This window comes from Halomonas sp. A40-4 (assembly GCF_015767635.1).
Classification (GTDB): domain Bacteria; phylum Pseudomonadota; class Gammaproteobacteria; order Pseudomonadales; family Halomonadaceae; genus Vreelandella; species Vreelandella janggokensis.
The window spans coordinates 707,634-724,484 of the sequence record NZ_CP065230.1 but is presented as its reverse complement, the minus strand read 5'-3'; the positions used below and the strand labels follow the sequence as shown (position 1 = coordinate 724,484).

Annotated in this window: 12 protein-coding genes; 2 read left to right on the top strand and 10 right to left on the bottom strand. The window is 58.7% G+C overall.

The features are described 5' to 3' along the window. Positions 1-134: 134 nt before the first annotated feature. The 5 genes from IT895_RS03455 to IT895_RS03435 form a co-directional block, all read right to left on the bottom strand. Entirely contained in the window at positions 135-1,385 is a 1,251-nt protein-coding gene (locus IT895_RS03455) for an aspartate kinase (protein ID WP_085918905.1), read from the bottom strand. Between the two features lie 73 nt (positions 1,386-1,458). After that, entirely contained in the window at positions 1,459-4,068 is a 2,610-nt protein-coding gene (gene alaS, locus IT895_RS03450; protein ID WP_199284698.1) for an alanine--tRNA ligase, read from the bottom strand. Between the two features lie 157 nt (positions 4,069-4,225). Next, a complete protein-coding gene (locus tag IT895_RS03445) occupies positions 4,226-4,687 on the bottom strand; it encodes a regulatory protein RecX (protein ID WP_199284697.1) in 462 nt (153 codons plus the stop codon). Positions 4,688-4,702: 15 nt separating this feature from the next. Then, a complete protein-coding gene (recA, locus tag IT895_RS03440; RefSeq protein ID WP_066321310.1) occupies positions 4,703-5,770 on the bottom strand; it encodes a recombinase RecA in 1,068 nt (355 codons plus the stop codon). 90 nt (positions 5,771-5,860) lie between these two features. Next, a complete protein-coding gene (locus IT895_RS03435) occupies positions 5,861-6,394 on the bottom strand; it encodes a CinA family protein (protein ID WP_085918908.1) in 534 nt (177 codons plus the stop codon). A 110-nt stretch (positions 6,395-6,504) separates the two neighbouring features. On the opposite strand from IT895_RS03435, the gene mutS reads away from it, so the two are divergent. Both mutS and fdxA read left to right on the top strand, forming a co-directional pair. Then, a complete protein-coding gene (gene mutS, locus IT895_RS03430) occupies positions 6,505-9,075 on the top strand; it encodes a DNA mismatch repair protein MutS (protein WP_199284696.1) in 2,571 nt (856 codons plus the stop codon). 159 nt (positions 9,076-9,234) lie between these two features. Then, entirely contained in the window at positions 9,235-9,558 is a 324-nt protein-coding gene (gene fdxA / locus IT895_RS03425; protein WP_066321307.1) for a ferredoxin FdxA, read from the top strand. Positions 9,559-10,044: 486 nt separating this feature from the next. Here fdxA and eno read toward each other — a convergent pair whose 3' ends face one another. From eno to IT895_RS03400, 5 genes are all read right to left on the bottom strand, one after another. Beyond that, the gene (eno, locus tag IT895_RS03420; protein WP_199284695.1) at positions 10,045-11,334 is read right to left on the bottom strand and encodes a phosphopyruvate hydratase; all 1,290 of its coding nucleotides are present in this window, start codon (positions 11,332-11,334) and stop codon (positions 10,045-10,047) included. A 59-nt stretch (positions 11,335-11,393) separates the two neighbouring features. Continuing rightward, the gene (gene kdsA / locus IT895_RS03415) at positions 11,394-12,257 is read right to left on the bottom strand and encodes a 3-deoxy-8-phosphooctulonate synthase (protein WP_199284694.1); all 864 of its coding nucleotides are present in this window, start codon (positions 12,255-12,257) and stop codon (positions 11,394-11,396) included. Positions 12,258-12,268: 11 nt separating this feature from the next. Continuing rightward, the gene (locus IT895_RS03410) at positions 12,269-13,924 is read right to left on the bottom strand and encodes a CTP synthase (RefSeq protein WP_085918912.1); all 1,656 of its coding nucleotides are present in this window, start codon (positions 13,922-13,924) and stop codon (positions 12,269-12,271) included. A gap of 228 nt (positions 13,925-14,152) precedes the next feature. Next, on the bottom strand, positions 14,153-15,130 hold the full coding sequence (locus IT895_RS03405) for an IS110 family transposase (RefSeq protein WP_199284693.1): 978 nt from the start codon (positions 15,128-15,130) through the stop codon (positions 14,153-14,155). Positions 15,131-15,419: 289 nt separating this feature from the next. Then, positions 15,420-16,838 carry an FAD-dependent oxidoreductase gene (locus IT895_RS03400; RefSeq protein ID WP_085919586.1) on the bottom strand — a complete coding sequence of 473 codons (1,419 nt, stop codon included), beginning with the start codon at positions 16,836-16,838 and terminating at the stop codon, positions 15,420-15,422. Positions 16,839-16,851 lie beyond the last annotated feature (13 nt).

Below are 16,851 nucleotides of genomic sequence, written 5' to 3'. Positions count from 1 at the left end.
ATGCCATTATGCGGCATGGTACCCCCTGCCACCAAAGGCACCGGCTCCATGACACCTTAACCTCCCGTTGAAAGAAAGCTCACCACCACACGGCAGCAAGTACCCTTCAGCGTAGAAGGTATAAGGCGTTAATGTTATTCAGATTCGATATCTGACTTATCCAGGCCGAATGCCTTGTGCAAGGCATTCACGGCCAGCTCCATATGTTTCTCGTCAATCACTACCGAAATTTTAATCTCGGAGGTCGACACCATACGGATATTAACGTTTTCGTCAGCCAGCACGCGAAACATTTTCGATGCCACGCCCGCGTGAGAACGCATACCGACACCCACCAGCGATACTTTCGCGATGTTGTCGTCACCACGCAATTCACCGCCGCCCAGGCCTGGAATCACCGTCTCTTCAAGCAGCTTCTTGGTGGCCTTGTAATCACCCTTGGCCACAGTAAACGTGAAGTCGGTGTAATCGCCTGCCGGGGCCACGTTTTGAACGATCATGTCGACTTCAATATTGGCGTCGGCAATCGGGCCCAGAATACGTGAGGCTACACCCGGCACATCAGGCGTGTTGAGAAGGGTCAGTTTGGCTTCGTTTTTGGTAAAGGCGATACCGGAGATCAGCGGTTCTTCCATGGAATCCTCGTCTTTGTCTGCTTCAGCAACAATTAGGGTACCGGGGCCATCTTCAAAGCTCGACAGCACCCGCAGGGGAACGTTGTATTTGCCAGCAAATTCGACCGCGCGAATTTGCAGTATTTTTGAGCCCAGGCTTGATAGCTCGAGCATTTCTTCGACGGTAATATTTTCCAGACGCTGCGCCTTGGAACAGACACGGGGGTCGGTGGTGTACACGCCGTCGACGTCGGTGTAGATCTGGCACTCATCGGCGCCCAGTGCTGCCGCCAAGGCCACACCGGTGGTATCTGAACCGCCACGACCCAGCGTGGTGATGTTGCCGTCTTCATCGACACCCTGGAAGCCCGCCACCACGACAACCTGACCGGCGTCGAGGTCGGCTCTCAGGTCTTCGGTTTCGATGCGCTGGATGCGCGCCTTGGTATAGGCACTGTCGGTATGGATACCCACCTGGGCACCGGTATGCGACGTTGCCGCCACACCTGCCTGCTGCAGCGCCATCGCCAACAGGGAAATCGTCACCTGCTCACCGGTCGACAACAGCATGTCCATCTCGCGCGGGGCGGGATCGCTGTTTAGCGCTTGGGCCATATCGGTCAGGCGATTGGTCTCCCCGCTCATCGCAGAGACGACGACGACTACCTGATGGCCCTGGTCGCGGAAACCTTTGACCTTTTCCGCCACGGCCTTGATACGGTCGACAGAGCCCACCGAGGTGCCGCCGAACTTCTGTACGTATAATGCCATATGCCGTTTTCCTGTGGTTTGGACATGTATGAAGAAAAAAGCCGATAGCAAATAATGCCACCGGCCTGTCTGTTTAGCTAAGCGTGTTTTCCAACCATGCCGGTACGCTGTTCAACGCACCGGGGAGGGCATCGGGCTGGCTACCCCCGGCCTGGGCCATGTCAGGGCGCCCACCACCTTTGCCCCCGACCTGTGAGGCCACGTGGTTAACCAGTTCGCCCGCTTTGACCCGGTCGGTGAGGTCTTTGGTGACCCCAGCAATCAGGCTGACCTTGCCAGTGTCTGTATCGGCAACGCCAAGAATGATCACCCCCGAGCCCAGCTTGTTCTTCAGCTGGTCGAGTACGCCGCGCAGCTCTTTACCTGATACGCCGTCCAGCTGGGTCGCCAGCAGTTTAACGCCGTTAACGTCCTGCGCCTGGCTGAGCATGTCACTACCGGCGGCGCTGGCAAGCTTGGCCTTGAGTTGCTCAAGTTCTTTTTCCAGACTGCGATTGCGTTCGACCAGCCCTTCGACGCGCGCTTCAACCTGCTCAGGCTTGGTCTTCAGCCGCTCCCCAAGCCGCTGGACACGGGCCTCCTGTTCGCGGAAATATGCCAGGGCATTTTCGCCGGTAATCGCTTCAATGCGGCGCACGCCCGAGGCAATGCCTGCTTCGCTGACCAGATGGCAACAACCGATGTCGCCGCTGCGCGCCACGTGGGTACCACCGCACAGTTCAATCGAGAAGTCATCTTCACCGATGGTCAGCACGCGGACGTTGTCGGCGTACTTGGCTTCAAACAACGCCGCAGCCCCTTTGGCCTTGGCCTGATCCAGGCTCATTTGCTCGATTTTGGTCGGCGCGTTGGCGAGAATCTGTTCGTTGACCAGCCGCTCCACTTCGGCCAGCTGCTCGGCGGTCATGGGCTCGAAGTGGCTAAAGTCAAAACGCAGGCGCTCGGCATTAACCAATGAGCCCTTTTGCTGCACATGGTCGCCCAGCACCATGCGTAGCGCCTGATGCAGCAGGTGAGTCGCCGAGTGGTTGCGAACAGTGGCCTTACGCAGGCTCGCATCCACCTCGCCGCGCACCTTGGCCCCGACACTCATCGTGCCCTCGACCATGATCCCCTGGTGAAGATGGTGGCCACTTTGTTTCTGGGTGTCGGTGACCTGGAAGCGCCCACCGTCGACATGCAGGTAACCGGTATCGCCGACCTGACCGCCCGATTCACCGTAAAAGGGCGTGCGATCAAGGACGACTACGCCCCTCTGCCCCGCTTGCAGAGCTGCCAATTCATTGCCTTCAGTATCCACCAGAGCGGTCACGCTGGACTGGTCTTCCAGCCGGTCGTAGCCGGTAAAGGTGGTTTCGCCGTCCAGTTCGATGGAAGCGCTGTAGTCGGCGCCAAACTGGCTGGCCGCGCGGGCACGCTCGCGCTGGGCTTCCAGTTCACGGTGGAAGCCCTCTTCATCCAGCGTGACTTCGCGCTCGCGGCACACATCGGCGGTCAAATCGTAGGGGAACCCGTACGTATCATAGAGTTTGAACACCGTCTCGCCCGGCAATACGTCGCCCTGCAGGTTATCGAGTGCCGCGCTTAAAAGCCCCATGCCGTGGTCCAGTGTCCGGGCAAACTGCTCTTCTTCCTTGAGCAGGACACGGGTGATCTGATCGCGTGCGTCGCGCAGCTCGGGATAGGCATCGCCCATTTCCGTATCGAGTGCGTCCACCAGCTTGTGGAAGAACGGCTCTGTCGCCCCCAGTTTGTGGCCATGGCGAATCGCTCGACGAATGATCCGGCGCAGTACATAGCCACGCCCCTCATTGGACGGCAGTACGTCATCGGCAATCAAGAACGCGCAGGAACGGATGTGATCGGCTATCACCCGCAAGGAAGGCGCGGTGGTATCCGCGTAGCCAGTGGCGCTTGCAGCGGCCTGGAGCAGGTTCTGGAACAGGTCGATTTCATAGTTGGAGTGTACGCCCTGCATGACGGCCGCGACACGCTCCAACCCCATGCCGGTATCGATGGACGGCTTGGGCAGTGGGTTAAGCGTTCCTTCGGCGTCGCGATCGAACTGCATGAACACCAGGTTCCAGATTTCGATGTAGCGGTCGCCATCCTCTTCCGGGCTTCCCGGCGGGCCACCCCAGACCTCGGGACCGTGGTCAAAGAAAATTTCGGAACTGGGGCCACAGGGGCCGGTATCGCCCATCTGCCAGAAGTTATCTTCATCGAGCTTGGAAAAACGTTCAGGATCGATACCGATCTCATCTTTCCAGATGCGTTCGGCTTCGTCGTCGCTGATATGTACCGTTACCCACAGCTTGTCCTTGGGCAACCCCAGGGTCTCGGTAAGAAAGGTCCAGGCGAAACGAATGGCATCACGCTTGAAGTAGTCACCAAAGCTGAAGTTGCCCAGCATTTCAAAGAAGGTGTGGTGGCGCGCGGTATAGCCGACGTTATCCAGGTCGTTGTGCTTGCCACCCGCACGAACACAACGCTGCGCCGAGGTGGCACGCACGTAGGGGCGCGGGTCTCGACCCAGAAAAACGTCCTTGAACGGCACCATGCCGGCATTGGTAAACAATAGCGTCGGGTCGTTGCCCGGCACCAGCGAACTCGTGGGTACGATGGTGTGCCCGTGTTCTTCGAAGAAGGATAGAAAGGCCTGTCTGATCTCTGCGCTCTTCATAGGGTATCCGTAACAATAAAGCGTGATGCCCCAGGGCGCTGTCGCCGCTACCCGCTGGGGTCGCAAAAGCGCCATTATAGCGCAGTTGTCAAACGACTAAAGCCGCAGTTAGTGGCAGAGCTATCAGAAAGGAGGCTAAATCGCCCGGCAAAGCAGTCTACAAGCAGTCTAATGCGTAGCGAATCTGGTCAAAATCAAACCCCCGCATCGCCAGAAAACGTTCGCGTTTAGCCCGTTCTTTAGGGGTAGCGCCAGGCGATGAGAAGCGCCGCGCCAGGGTGTCCCGGGCCAGTTCAAACCAGTCGACGGCTTCGCGTTCCTCGACGTTCGCAAACGCTGCCGTGGCAATTTCCTGGTCGACACCACGCTGGCGCAACTCGCCTTTGATGCGAATAACGCCCTGCCCTCGATTCACTCGCGACCGAATGAAGCTTTCGGCAAATCGCTCATCCGACTGCAGGCCCTGCTCGATCAGGGCGTCCAGGCAGGCGTCGATATCCTCAGCAGCAAACGTCTTCTGTTCCAGCTTTCGCGCCAGCTCGGTACGCGAGTATTCGCGCCTCGCCAGCAATTGGATAGCCACCTCGCGGGGGGTGGCTTCGTGGGACGATGGGAACATGCTGACGCCCGCGGCTTAGAGCAGATCGTCTTCGGCGTTCGCGTCAGCCGCTTCTTCCTTCTTGGCAGCCTCTTCTTTCTTCGGCTCGGGCTGGGCAAGCAGCTGGGCGCGAATCTGGCTTTCGATCTCTTCCATGACGTCAGGGTGCTCTTCCAGGTACTGGGCCGCATTGGCCTTGCCCTGACCGATCTTTTTACCCTTGTAGCTGTACCAGGCACCGGCTTTGTCTACCAGGTTCTGCTGCACGCCCAGATCGACGACTTCGCCGGCGTGGTATATGCCTTTGCCGTAGAGAATCTGGAATTCGGCCTGACGGAACGGCGGCGCCACCTTGTTCTTGACCACTTTAACGCGGGTTTCGTTACCGGTGACCTCGTCGCCAACTTTCACCGACCCCGTGCGCCGGATGTCCAGCCGCACGCTTGAGTAAAACTTCAGTGCGTTACCGCCAGTGGTCGTTTCGGGACTGCCGAACATCACGCCGATCTTCATGCGGATCTGGTTGATGAACACCACTAGGCAGTTGGCATTCTTGATGTTGCCGCTGATCTTGCGCAGCGCCTGCGACATCAGGCGTGCCTGCAGGCCAACGTGGGCATCGCCCATTTCGCCTTCAATTTCAGCACGTGGGGTCAACGCCGCCACCGAGTCGATAATGATCACATCGACACCGCCGGAACGCACCAGCATATCGGTGATTTCCAGCGCCTGTTCGCCGGTATCCGGCTGAGACACCAGCAGGTCGTCCAGATTAACACCCAGTTTTTCAGCATAGCTGGGGTCCAGCGCATGCTCGGCATCCACGAATGCGCAGACCTTGCCCTGTTTCTGGGCTTGCGCAATCACCGACAGGGTCAGGGTCGTCTTACCCGAGGACTCCGGGCCGAAAATTTCAGCCACCCGGCCATACGGCAGGCCACCGATACCAAGGGCGATATCCAGACCCAGCGAGCCGGTGGACACCGACGGCATGACAACGCGGGGAGCGTCGCCCAGCCGCATGACCGTGCCTTTGCCAAACTGGCGATCAATCTGGCTGAGCGCAGCGTTGAGCGCCTTGGTGCGATTATCATCCTGAGCCATTCAGTCAATCCTCATCATAAGCTGTATAATTAGCCAGTAGTATGCCAAAGATTAGCCGCTAAACAAATCCTCAGCTAGTGTTTCGCGCGATTATTTCTCGCTGCCGTCACCCACTTTTTCCGCCAGCCGCACTATCAGCCCTGCCAGTGCCTGGCGCACGGCCTGCTCACGAACGGCCTGACGGTCACCGGGAAAAACAAACCGCTCGGCTTGCTGCTGGTCCGCATTGCCCCACGCCAGCCAGACAGTCCCCACGGGCTTGTCTTCGCTACCGCCGTCAGGACCCGCGACGCCGCTGACGGCCACCGCAAGCCCGGCACCGCTTTCCCGGCAGGCGCCCGCCACCATGGCCTTGACCACGACGTCGCTGACCGCGCCATGGGTGTCCAGCGTGGCTTCCGGCACGCCCAGAAGACGCGTCTTGGCCGCATTGGCGTAGGTGACGTAGCCGGTGGTGAAGTACGCCGAACTGCCCGCCACCGAGGTGATCGCGCTGGCAATGCCGCCGCCGGTACACGACTCGGCCGCGGTCACTTCCAGTTGCGCCTGCTGGCACAGGCGCCCCAGGCGTTGGGCTAGCAGGGATAAATCCAGATTCATCAAGCTTGAGACACTGGGTGACATCGTCGCTCCTTCATGTGCGTCATCAATTCAGCGTAGAATACTGTGTTTCAGTTGCTCAAAGAACAGGCAGCAAGTTCCACGCGCTTGCGCCCCGCTCAATTAGGACGTCCATGTCACAGGCCAGCCCCGCGCACACGCCAATGATCGCGCAATATTTGAAGATCAAACGCGAGCACCCCGAGGTACTGCTGTTTTACCGAATGGGGGACTTTTACGAGCTGTTTTTCGACGATGCCAAGCGCGCTGCTGCGCTGCTGGATATCACCCTGACCCAGCGCGGCCAGTCGGGCGGCAAGCCCATCCCCATGGCGGGCGTGCCCTATCATAGTGCCGAAGGCTACCTGGCACGCCTGGTCGCCGCTGGCGAATCCGTTGCCATCTGCGAACAGATTGGCGACCCGGCTACCAGCAAAGGCCCCGTTGATCGCCAGGTTGTGCGTATTGTCACGCCCGGCACCCTGCACGACGAGGCCTTGCTGGACGCCCGGCGCGATAACGTACTGGTGGCCGTTGCGCCCGGCAACGAACAGTGGGGGCTGGCCTGGCTTGAGCTTTCCAGCGGCCGCTTTAGCGTGCTGGAAGTCGACGGTGAAGCCGAGATGCTGGCCGAGTTGACGCGGTTATCGCCGGCTGAGTTGCTGGTCCCCGAAAGCCTTACCCTGCCCGACGCATGGTCGCAGACCCGTGGCCTGCGCCGCCAGGGGGAGTGGCTGTTTGACCTGCAGAGTGCGACGCGCAGTTTGTGCGACCAGTTCGAGGTGCAGGACTTACGCGGCTTTGGCTGCGCCCACTTGACCACAGCGCTGGTCGCCGCCGGCGTGCTGATCGACTACGCGCGGGACACCCAGCGCTCACGCCTGCCCCACGTGACGGCCATCAGCGTCGAGAACCGTGACGACGCGGTGGTGATCGATGCCGCCAGCCGACGCAATCTGGAAATCGATATCAACCTCGGGGGCGGGACTGACAACACCCTGGCAAGCGTTCTGGATACCTGCACAACGGCAATGGGCTCGCGCCTGCTGAAGCGCTGGCTGAATCGACCGCTGCGCCAACGCGACGTCATTCAGGGTCGCCAGGCAGGCGTTGCGCTATTAAGCCTGGACGCCAACTACCTGGCCATCCGCGATACCCTGAACGACGTGGGTGACGTCGAACGTATTCTTGCCCGGGTGGCGCTGTATAGCGCCCGTCCACGTGACCTGGCGCGTCTGCGCGATGCCCTGGCCACGCTGCCCACGCTGGAGCAGCAGTTGGGTGAGGTCGAAAACGGCAGCCTGCTGGATAGCCTGCGCCCGCATATTCGCCCCTACCCGGAGATAACCGACACGCTCCAGCGGGCGCTGATCGACAATCCGCCGGTGGTAATCCGCGACGGCGGCGTCATCGCCCAGGGGTACGACGCTGAGCTGGATGAACACCGCGGCCTGGCCGAGAACGCCGGTGACTATCTGGTTCAACTGGAACAGCGCGAGCGCGAGCGCACCGGCCTTGCCAACCTGAAGGTCGGCTATAACCGCGTGCATGGCTACTTTATCGAACTGCCCCGGGCCCAGGCCCAGCAGGCCCCGGCCGACTATATTCGCCGCCAGACGCTGAAAAATGCCGAGCGGTTTATCATCCCCGAGCTTAAAGAGTTCGAAGATAAAGCGCTGTCGGCGAAATCCCGCGCGCTAAGCCGGGAAAAGTGGCTTTATGACCAGCTGCTCAACGAGCTCAACGAGGAGCTCAACGCACTGCAGCGGACATCCCAGGCGCTGGCCGAGCTGGATGTGCTGTGCGCCTTTGCCGAACGCGCCGAAGCACTCAACTGGGTACGCCCAACCCTGGTGGAGGCCACCGGTCTGACCATCCACGCCGGTCGTCACCCGGTGGTCGAGCAGGTGAGTGATCATCCCTTCGTGCCCAACGATGTGACCCTCACCCCCGAGCAGCACATGCTGATTATCACCGGCCCCAACATGGGGGGTAAATCAACCTACATGCGGCAAACCGCGCTGATTGCACTGCTGGCCCACAGCGGCAGCTTTGTCCCGGCGGACGCTGCCGAAATAGGCCCCGTCGACCGTATCTTTACCCGCATCGGCTCTTCGGATGACCTGGCGGGCGGACGCTCGACCTTCATGGTCGAAATGACCGAGACCGCCAATATCCTGCACAATGCCACCGAGCACAGCCTGGTGCTGATGGACGAGATCGGCCGCGGCACCAGCACCTTTGATGGTCTGTCACTGGCGTGGGCAAGTGCAGAGCATCTGGCCAGTGCCCGCGCCTTGACGCTATTCGCGACCCACTACTTTGAAATGACCGGGCTACCCGACCAGGCCGACGGCGTGGCCAATATTCACTTAACCGCTACCGAGCATGGCGACAATATCGTCTTCATGCACCGTATCGAGTCAGGGCCCGCCAGCCAGAGTTACGGCTTGCAGGTCGCCCAACTCGCCGGGGTGCCCAGCCAGGTCATCCAGCGGGCGCGTGAAAAGCTGGTTACCCTTGAACAGCGCGACGTTGAGGAACAGCGTCAAATGCCGCTGTCTCAAACGGCCGCACCTCAACAGAATGATTTGTTTGCCAGCGCACCTCATCCGGTGGTGGAGGCGCTGGAAAACGCGGATGTGGATGGTTTATCGCCACGAGAGGCTCTGTCGCTGCTATATCAATGGCGCGAGCTGCTTTAATTCGCGTAACAGAACATCGCCACGGCGCTTGCCGCGGCCTTAGGGCACCTCTAGAATGTCGCCCATACTTTTTAGCTTATAAAAAACGGCTGATTTATAACCATTCACGATTGACCACGACCAAGGGCGTCCCCTTGGTCCCGCAAGAGGGATAGCAAGATGACGTTTGTCGTTACCGAGAACTGCATCCAATGTAAATACACCGACTGTGTAGAAGTCTGCCCGGTCGACTGCTTTTATGAAGGCCCCAATTTTCTGGTGATCCACCCGGACGAGTGTATCGACTGTGCGCTTTGCGAGCCGGAATGCCCTGCCGAGGCAATCTATTCGGAGGATGAACTGCCCGAGGGACAAGAGCAGTTTATTGAAATCAACGCGGAACTGTCAGAAGTGTGGCCCAACATTGCCGAGAAGAAAGACCCGCTGCCCGATGCCGAGGAGTGGGATGGCAAAAGCGGCAAGCTGGAGAAGCTTGAACGGTAAGTGATGCGCGAATCGAGTCGCCATTGCACACCTTTTAGAAACCAGCGACTGCGCTGGTTTTTTTATGCCTGCGGCAGGCATAAAAAAAGGCGGCCCGTAGGCCGCCCGCTCCAAGCACTTCCTCTTGACCACTCCCTGTGTCAACTTCCTTTGGTGCTGTCCTTGCCAGGACTTACATCACTGTTTCACCCGGCGCACCAACCTGCATCCCGTTGCATCCTGCCTGGGGGACATCCTTGCCTCCCTTGTCCTTGATGAGCATTGTGGCAGAACCGGCTGACACCACAAGGCGGTCCAAAACGACAAAGGGTAGGCCATGCTGGCCTACCCTTTTTCATAAACACCTTTAAAAACAGATAGTTAAAATTTAATTAGTGAAAAATTTCTGTTTTTCTTACATCTATCGAGCGATTTTCGACGGCATTTGTAAGAGATCTCTTACAAAATCTTGAGACATCTCTTACAAAGCCACTGCCATTTCTTGCCTTATTGGCCCTTAATGGCCTTGATCCCCGGGTAGCTGACGTCGCCCAATTCATCTTCGATCACCAACAGGCGGTTGTATTTGGCAACGCGGTCGCTACGGCACAGCGAGCCGGTTTTAATCTGCCCGGCACAGGTACCGACGGCCAAATCGGCGATGGTGGTATCTTCGGTCTCACCGCTACGATGGGAAATCACCGCGGTAAAGCCCGCGTCCTGGGCCATCTTGATGGCATCCAGCGTCTCGGAGAGCGAACCGATCTGGTTGAACTTGATCAGAATCGAGTTGCCGATCTGCTCGTCGATGCCGCGCTTGAGAATCCTGGTATTGGTGACGAATAGATCATCACCCACCAGCTGCACTTTATCGCCCAGCTTGTCGGTCAGCGCTTTCCAGCCGTCCCAGTCTGATTCGTCCATGCCGTCTTCGATGGACACAATCGGGTAATCGGCGCACAGGCCTGCCAGGTAATCAGTAAAGCCTTGGGCGTCGTAGCTTTTGCCTTCACCGGAAAGGTTGTACTGACCGTCTTTGTAGAATTCGGAAGAGGCACAGTCCAGCGCCAGCGTTACGTCTTTTCCCAGCTCGTAGCCTGCATCCGCAACGGCCTGTTTAATCACCGCTAGCGCATCGGCGTTAGACGCCAGGTTAGGCGCAAAGCCGCCCTCGTCACCGACAGAGGTAGAGAGCCCCTTGGCCGAGAGCACTTTCTTCAGCGCGTGGAAAATTTCCGCGCCCATGCGCAGGCCTTCGCGGAAGTTGGCCGCGCCTACTGGCTGGACCATGAATTCCTGGATATCGACGTTGTTATCCGCATGCTCGCCACCGTTCAGGATGTTCATCATCGGCACGGGCATACGGTACTGGCCAGGCTGGCCGTATAGCTCGGCGATGTGCGCGTAAAGCGGCACGCCTTTGGCATTGGCAGCGGCTTTAGCCGCCGCAAGCGATACGGCCAGAATGGCATTGGCGCCCAGATTGGCCTTGTTATCCGTGCCGTCCAGGGCAAGCATGGCGTCGTCCAGGCCACGCTGATCGCGCGCGTCCATCCCCAGCAATGCCTCACGGATTCTGCCATTGACCGCGTCCACTGCTTTGAGCACGCCTTTACCCAGGTAGCGCGCCTTGTCGCCATCACGTAGTTCGAGCGCTTCCCGCGAGCCGGTAGAGGCGCCGCTTGGGGCACAGGCGTCGCCTACCGCACCGCTTGCCAGGCGAACGGTTGCCTGAACGGTGGGGTTACCGCGTGAATCGAGTACTTCCAACGCACGGATATCAACGATTTTGGTCATGACAGTGTCCTTAGTTGTCGGTCTAATGGAGGTTTAACGTATCACGTTTGGCGGCGCCATCAGCGAATGGACAGCGGCGCAAAGCCTTTCACCAGTGCATCCAGCTGCATGAGCTGGGTCAGAAACGGCTCCAGCTGATCCAGCGGCAAAGCGCAGGGGCCATCGCACTTGGCATTATCGGGGTCGGGGTGCGCTTCCAGGAACAGCCCGGCCAAACCCACCGCGACGCCCGCGCGAGCCAATTCCGCCACCTGGGCACGGCGCCCATCGGCGCTATCGGCACGCCCACCCGGGCGCTGCAGTGCGTGGGTCACGTCGAAAAACACCGGCGACCCGGTTTGCTTCATGTCGCCCAGGCCCAGCATATCCACAACCAGGTTGTTATAGCCAAAACTGGTGCCCCGCTCGCAAAGCATCAGGCGGTCGTTACCGGCTTCCCGGAACTTGGTGAGGATATGACGCATTTCATGCGGCGCCAAAAACTGCGGTTTCTTGATATTGATCGCCGCCCCCGTCCTGGCCATGGCCACGACCAGATCGGTCTGGCGTGCAAGAAACGCTGGCAGTTGGATAATATCGGCCACTTCGGCTGCCGGTGCGGCCTGCCAGGGTTCGTGGACGTCGGTGATGACCGGCACTCCGTGGCGGGCTTTTATATCCGCCAGGATCTGCAGGCCTTTTTCCAGTCCCGGTCCACGGTAGGAGTGGATCGAGCTGCGGTTGGCCTTATCGAAACTCGCCTTGTAGACGTAGGGCATGCCCAGCTTTTGCGTCACCTTGACGTAGGTCTCGGCCACTTCATCCGCCAGCTCAGCCGACTCCAGAACGTTCATGCCCCCCAGCAGCATCAGTGGCAAAGAATTGCCGGCAGTTAGGCCGGCAACGTTGATATGGTGCTCTTGGAATGTCTCTTGAGAAGCCATGCTTCCCCCTGTTATTCCTGAGGCGCCGCGTGGGCACGTGCCCTTGCGGCTTTGTGCTCGACGGCGGCATTGATAAAGCCTGAAAAGAGCGGATGGCCATCCCGCGGCGTCGAGGTGAATTCCGGGTGGAATTGGCAGGCGACGTACCAGGGATGGTCAGCAAGCTCGACCATTTCCACCAGCGACTGGTCGACACTCTTGCCTGAAATTACCAGCCCGGCCTTTTCCAGGTCATCGATAAACTGGTTATTGACCTCGAAACGATGGCGGTGGCGCTCGACGATTTCATCAGCGCCATAGGCTTCACGTGCCTTGCTACCTGACGCGAGGCGGCATACCTGACCGCCCAGGCGCATGGTGCCACCCAGGTCGGAAGCCGCATCGCGCAGCTCGATTTTGCCTTCTGCGTTAAGCCACTCGGTAATCAGGCCGACAACGGGGTGCTGGGTATCGTGGGTGAACTCGGTGGAGTTGGCATCTTTCCAGCCCGCCACATGGCGCGCAAACTCGATCACAGCCACCTGCATGCCCAAGCAGATCCCCAGATACGGCACCTTGTTTTCACGGGCAAACTGGGCGGTCATGATCTTGCCTTCAACGCCGCGCTCACCAAAGCCGCCCGGCACCAGGATGGCGTCTTTACCGGCCAGACGTTCGGTACCATGGCGCTCGATATCTTCCGAGTCGACGAAGTCGATATTGACCTTGATGCGCCCCTGGATACCGGCATGGGTCAACGCTTCATTAAGCGATTTATAGGCGTCGAGCAATTCCATGTACTTGCCGACCATGGCGATGCTGACCGACTTCAGCGGGTTGAGCTTGGCATCCAGGACCTTCACCCACTCGGAAAGATCCGCCGGGCCGGCCTCCAGACGCAGTTTGTCACAGACGATATCGTCCAGCCCATGCTCGTGAAGCATCAGCGGGATACGGTAGATCGTATCGGCATCCTGCAGCGGCACAACGGCACGCTCTTCAACGTTGGTGAACAGGGCGATTTTGCGGCGTTCGCTCTCTTCCAACTCGACTTCGCTGCGGCAGATCAGGATGTCCGGCTGGATACCGATGGAGCGGAGCTCCTTGACGCTGTGCTGGGTCGGCTTGGTTTTGGTTTCACCCGCCGTCTTGATGTAAGGCACCAGCGTCAGGTGCATGAACAACGCGCGGTTGGCGCCCTGTTCGCTGCGAATCTGGCGGATCGATTCCAGGAAGGGTAGCGACTCGATATCGCCGACCGTACCGCCAATTTCCACCAGCGCGACGTCAAAGCCTTCACCACCGGCATAAACGCGCTGCTTGATTTCGTCGGTAATATGCGGGATGACCTGAACGGTGCCACCTAGATAATCGCCACGCCGCTCTTTACGTAGTACGTGCTCGTAAACACGCCCGGTCGTAAAGTTGTTACGCTGGGTCATTTTGGTGCGAATAAAGCGTTCGTAGTGGCCAAGGTCCAGGTCGGTTTCTGCACCATCCTCGGTGACAAATACCTCGCCATGCTGGAAGGGGCTCATGGTGCCCGGGTCGACGTTGATGTAGGGGTCGAGCTTGAGCATGGTGACCTTAAGGCCGCGTGCCTCGAGGATCGCCGCCAGCGAGGCCGACGCGATGCCTTTGCCAAGAGAGGACACAACGCCGCCGGTCACGAAGATATATCGTGTCATGAAAAACCTGTCGAAACGTGATCAGAAGGCACGGCAGAAAGCCACACCAGGATGGGACGACAGAATAGCAGAGTACGACCTAAGGCTCAATTACGGCGGGAAGAGGGATCGAGGCGCCGAGGGTGATAGCCAGTCGATGGCCTGATCGCCCGACAAGTCGGGCTCCTACATGGCCTCGCGCAAGACGGGGTGGTAGATACCGTCTCTCTATACCAACTGCAAGGGGCTTCATGCTCCTTGCGGCCGATATTCACTTTGTGACTTCAACACGCCAAAAGCGATGTGTACCAATTTGCGCATAGCCGCCCCCAGCGCCGACAACGTTGGCTTGCCACGAGCTTTGAGTCGTGCAAATTGCTCGCTGACGTCAGGATTACAGCGGGTCGATACGATGGCGGCCATATAAAGTTTCCGGCGGATACTGGGCGCCCCTGCCTTGGAAAGATGGGTTCGCAACTTCACCGAGGTACCTGATTCTTTCAGTATCGGCACGAGGCCCAGGAAGGCGGCTGCCTGGCGAGCACTGCGGAAGTCTCGACTGCGTAGCGTAGCCACCAGACGAGCTGACAGGACGTTTCCAATGCCGGGAATACTCTCGAGTAGTTTGCGATCTTGCTTAAGCGGCGGGTACGCCTCGAAATGGTCAGCGATCGCCTGCTGCAGCCGCTGTACTTCTCGCTCAAGGGCGACCAGCATATAGCTAATGGATTCGCTCGCTTGAGTGTCAGTGTTGAACTCGGCCTTCTCCAGGCGGTTACGCTCGCGCTGCAGGTCGTCTTCTACGGCCTCTAACCGGTTGATAAGGCGCTTGAGCTCTCTCACCTCAGTTGGTTCTGGCTGCCACGGTTTAGGGTTGCGTTCGATCCCATAGCGGGCGAGCATCATGCTGTCTTTACGGTCTGTCTTACTGCGAACGCCCATTCCCTTGGCGTGATGGCGCACCTGGGCAGGATTCAGTACGTACACGGTGACGCCCATGTCATGCAGCCAGTATGCTAAGGGTTCATGATAGATACTGGTGGCTTCCAGAAAGACATGCAGGTTGCTGATATCTTCGCCGGTCTGCCTGACAAGCCAGTCGAGCAAACCTGGGTAGTCCTGATGGCGGTTGGGGAATACTTTCGTTTTCACCTTGCTCTTACTCAGATCCCGCACCCACAGGCAATCAAGTTTCTGTTTGCTAACATCAATGCCGATATATGCCATCTCGTTGTCTCGCCTTGTTCGTACAGCCTCTTTCGTTGTGCGAAGGGCTTTGGATACCGTCCAAATTTACGAGATAAGAAACCAGAAGGGGCCCATCTACGGAGCAGGGTCAATGCCCATCAGGAGCCCAACGGGTTACCCTTCTGGCCAGAGAGAATGGTAGCTAATCATTCCCTCTTGAGAGACACAAGGAGCCCAATTCATTGGGCGATCAGCAATCATCAAGGCACCGAAGAGGATTTCCCGTAGACAGCCCGATCGCCCGACAAGACCGGTGCTGGAACCCCGATTAAACGCCCAGATAATCCAGCATGCCTTCCGCTGCCTGACGGCCTTCGTAGATGGCGGTGACCACCAGGTCAGAGCCGCGCACCATATCGCCGCCGGCAAAGATTTTCTCGTTGCTGGTCTGGAAGGCGTATTGGCCGTGCTCCGGCGCGGTGACACGGTCGCGCTCATCGACCTGGATATTGGCCGGGTCGAACCATGGCGCGGGGCTTGCCTGGAAACCGAAGGCAACAACCACCGCATCGGCGGGAACAATCTCTTCCGAGCCCGGCACTACTTCAGGGCGCTGGCGACCGTTTTCATCCGGCTCGCCCAGACGCGTACGCACCACCTTCACGCCTTCGACCTTGTCGTCACCGACCACGGCGACCGGCTGACGGTTGAACAGAAACTCGACGCCCTCTTCCCGGGCATTGGCAACTTCCTTACGTGACCCCGGCATGTTGCCTTCATCACGGCGATAGGCGCAGGTCACGCTCGCCGCTCCCTGACGAATCGAGGTGCGGTTGCAGTCCATTGCGGTATCACCACCGCCCAGGACCACCACGCGCTTGCCTTCCATTGAGATGTAATCGTTGGGATCTTTTTCAAAGCCCAGGCAGCGATTGACGTTGGCAATCAGGAAGTCGAGCGCTTTATAAACACCCGGCAGATCTTCGCCCGGGAAGCCTCCTTCCATATACTTGTAAGTGCCCATACCCAGGAAAACGGCATCGTAGTCCTGGAGCAGCGTTTCAAACTCAACGTCGGTACCGATCTCGGTATTCAGCCGGAACTCGACGCCCATCTCTTCAAAGACCGCACGGCGACGCTCCATGACGTTCTTTTCCAGCTTGAACTCGGGAATACCGAACGTCAGCAAGCCGCCGATTTCAGGGTACTTGTCGAACACCACCGGCTTGACACCATTGCGTGCCAGGATATCGGCGCAGCCAAGACCTGCAGGTCCTGCCCCCACAATCGCCACTTTCTTGTCCGTCCAGGTCACCTGCGACATATCCGGACGCCAGCCCATGGCAAAGGCCGTATCGGTAATGTACTTCTCGATCGATCCAATGGTCACCGCGCCAAAGCCATCGTTGAGTGTGCAGTCGCCCTCGCACAGACGGTCCTGGGGGCACACACGACCACACACTTCGGGCAGCGAGTTGGTTTTGTGCGAAAGCTCGGCGGCCTCGATAATATTGCCTTCCACCACCAGCTGCAGCCAGTTGGGTATGTAGTTGTGTACCGGGCACTTCCACTCGCAGTACGGATTGCCACAGTGCAGACAGCGGTGTGCCTGGCTGGCCGCGTCGGTGGGCTTGTAGGGCTCGTAGATTTCAGCAAATTCTTTGGAACGCTTACGCGCATCTTTTTTCTGCGGGTCCTGACGACCCACATCCACAAACTGGAAATCGTTATTCAAACGGTTGGCCATGATCTCTCTCCTG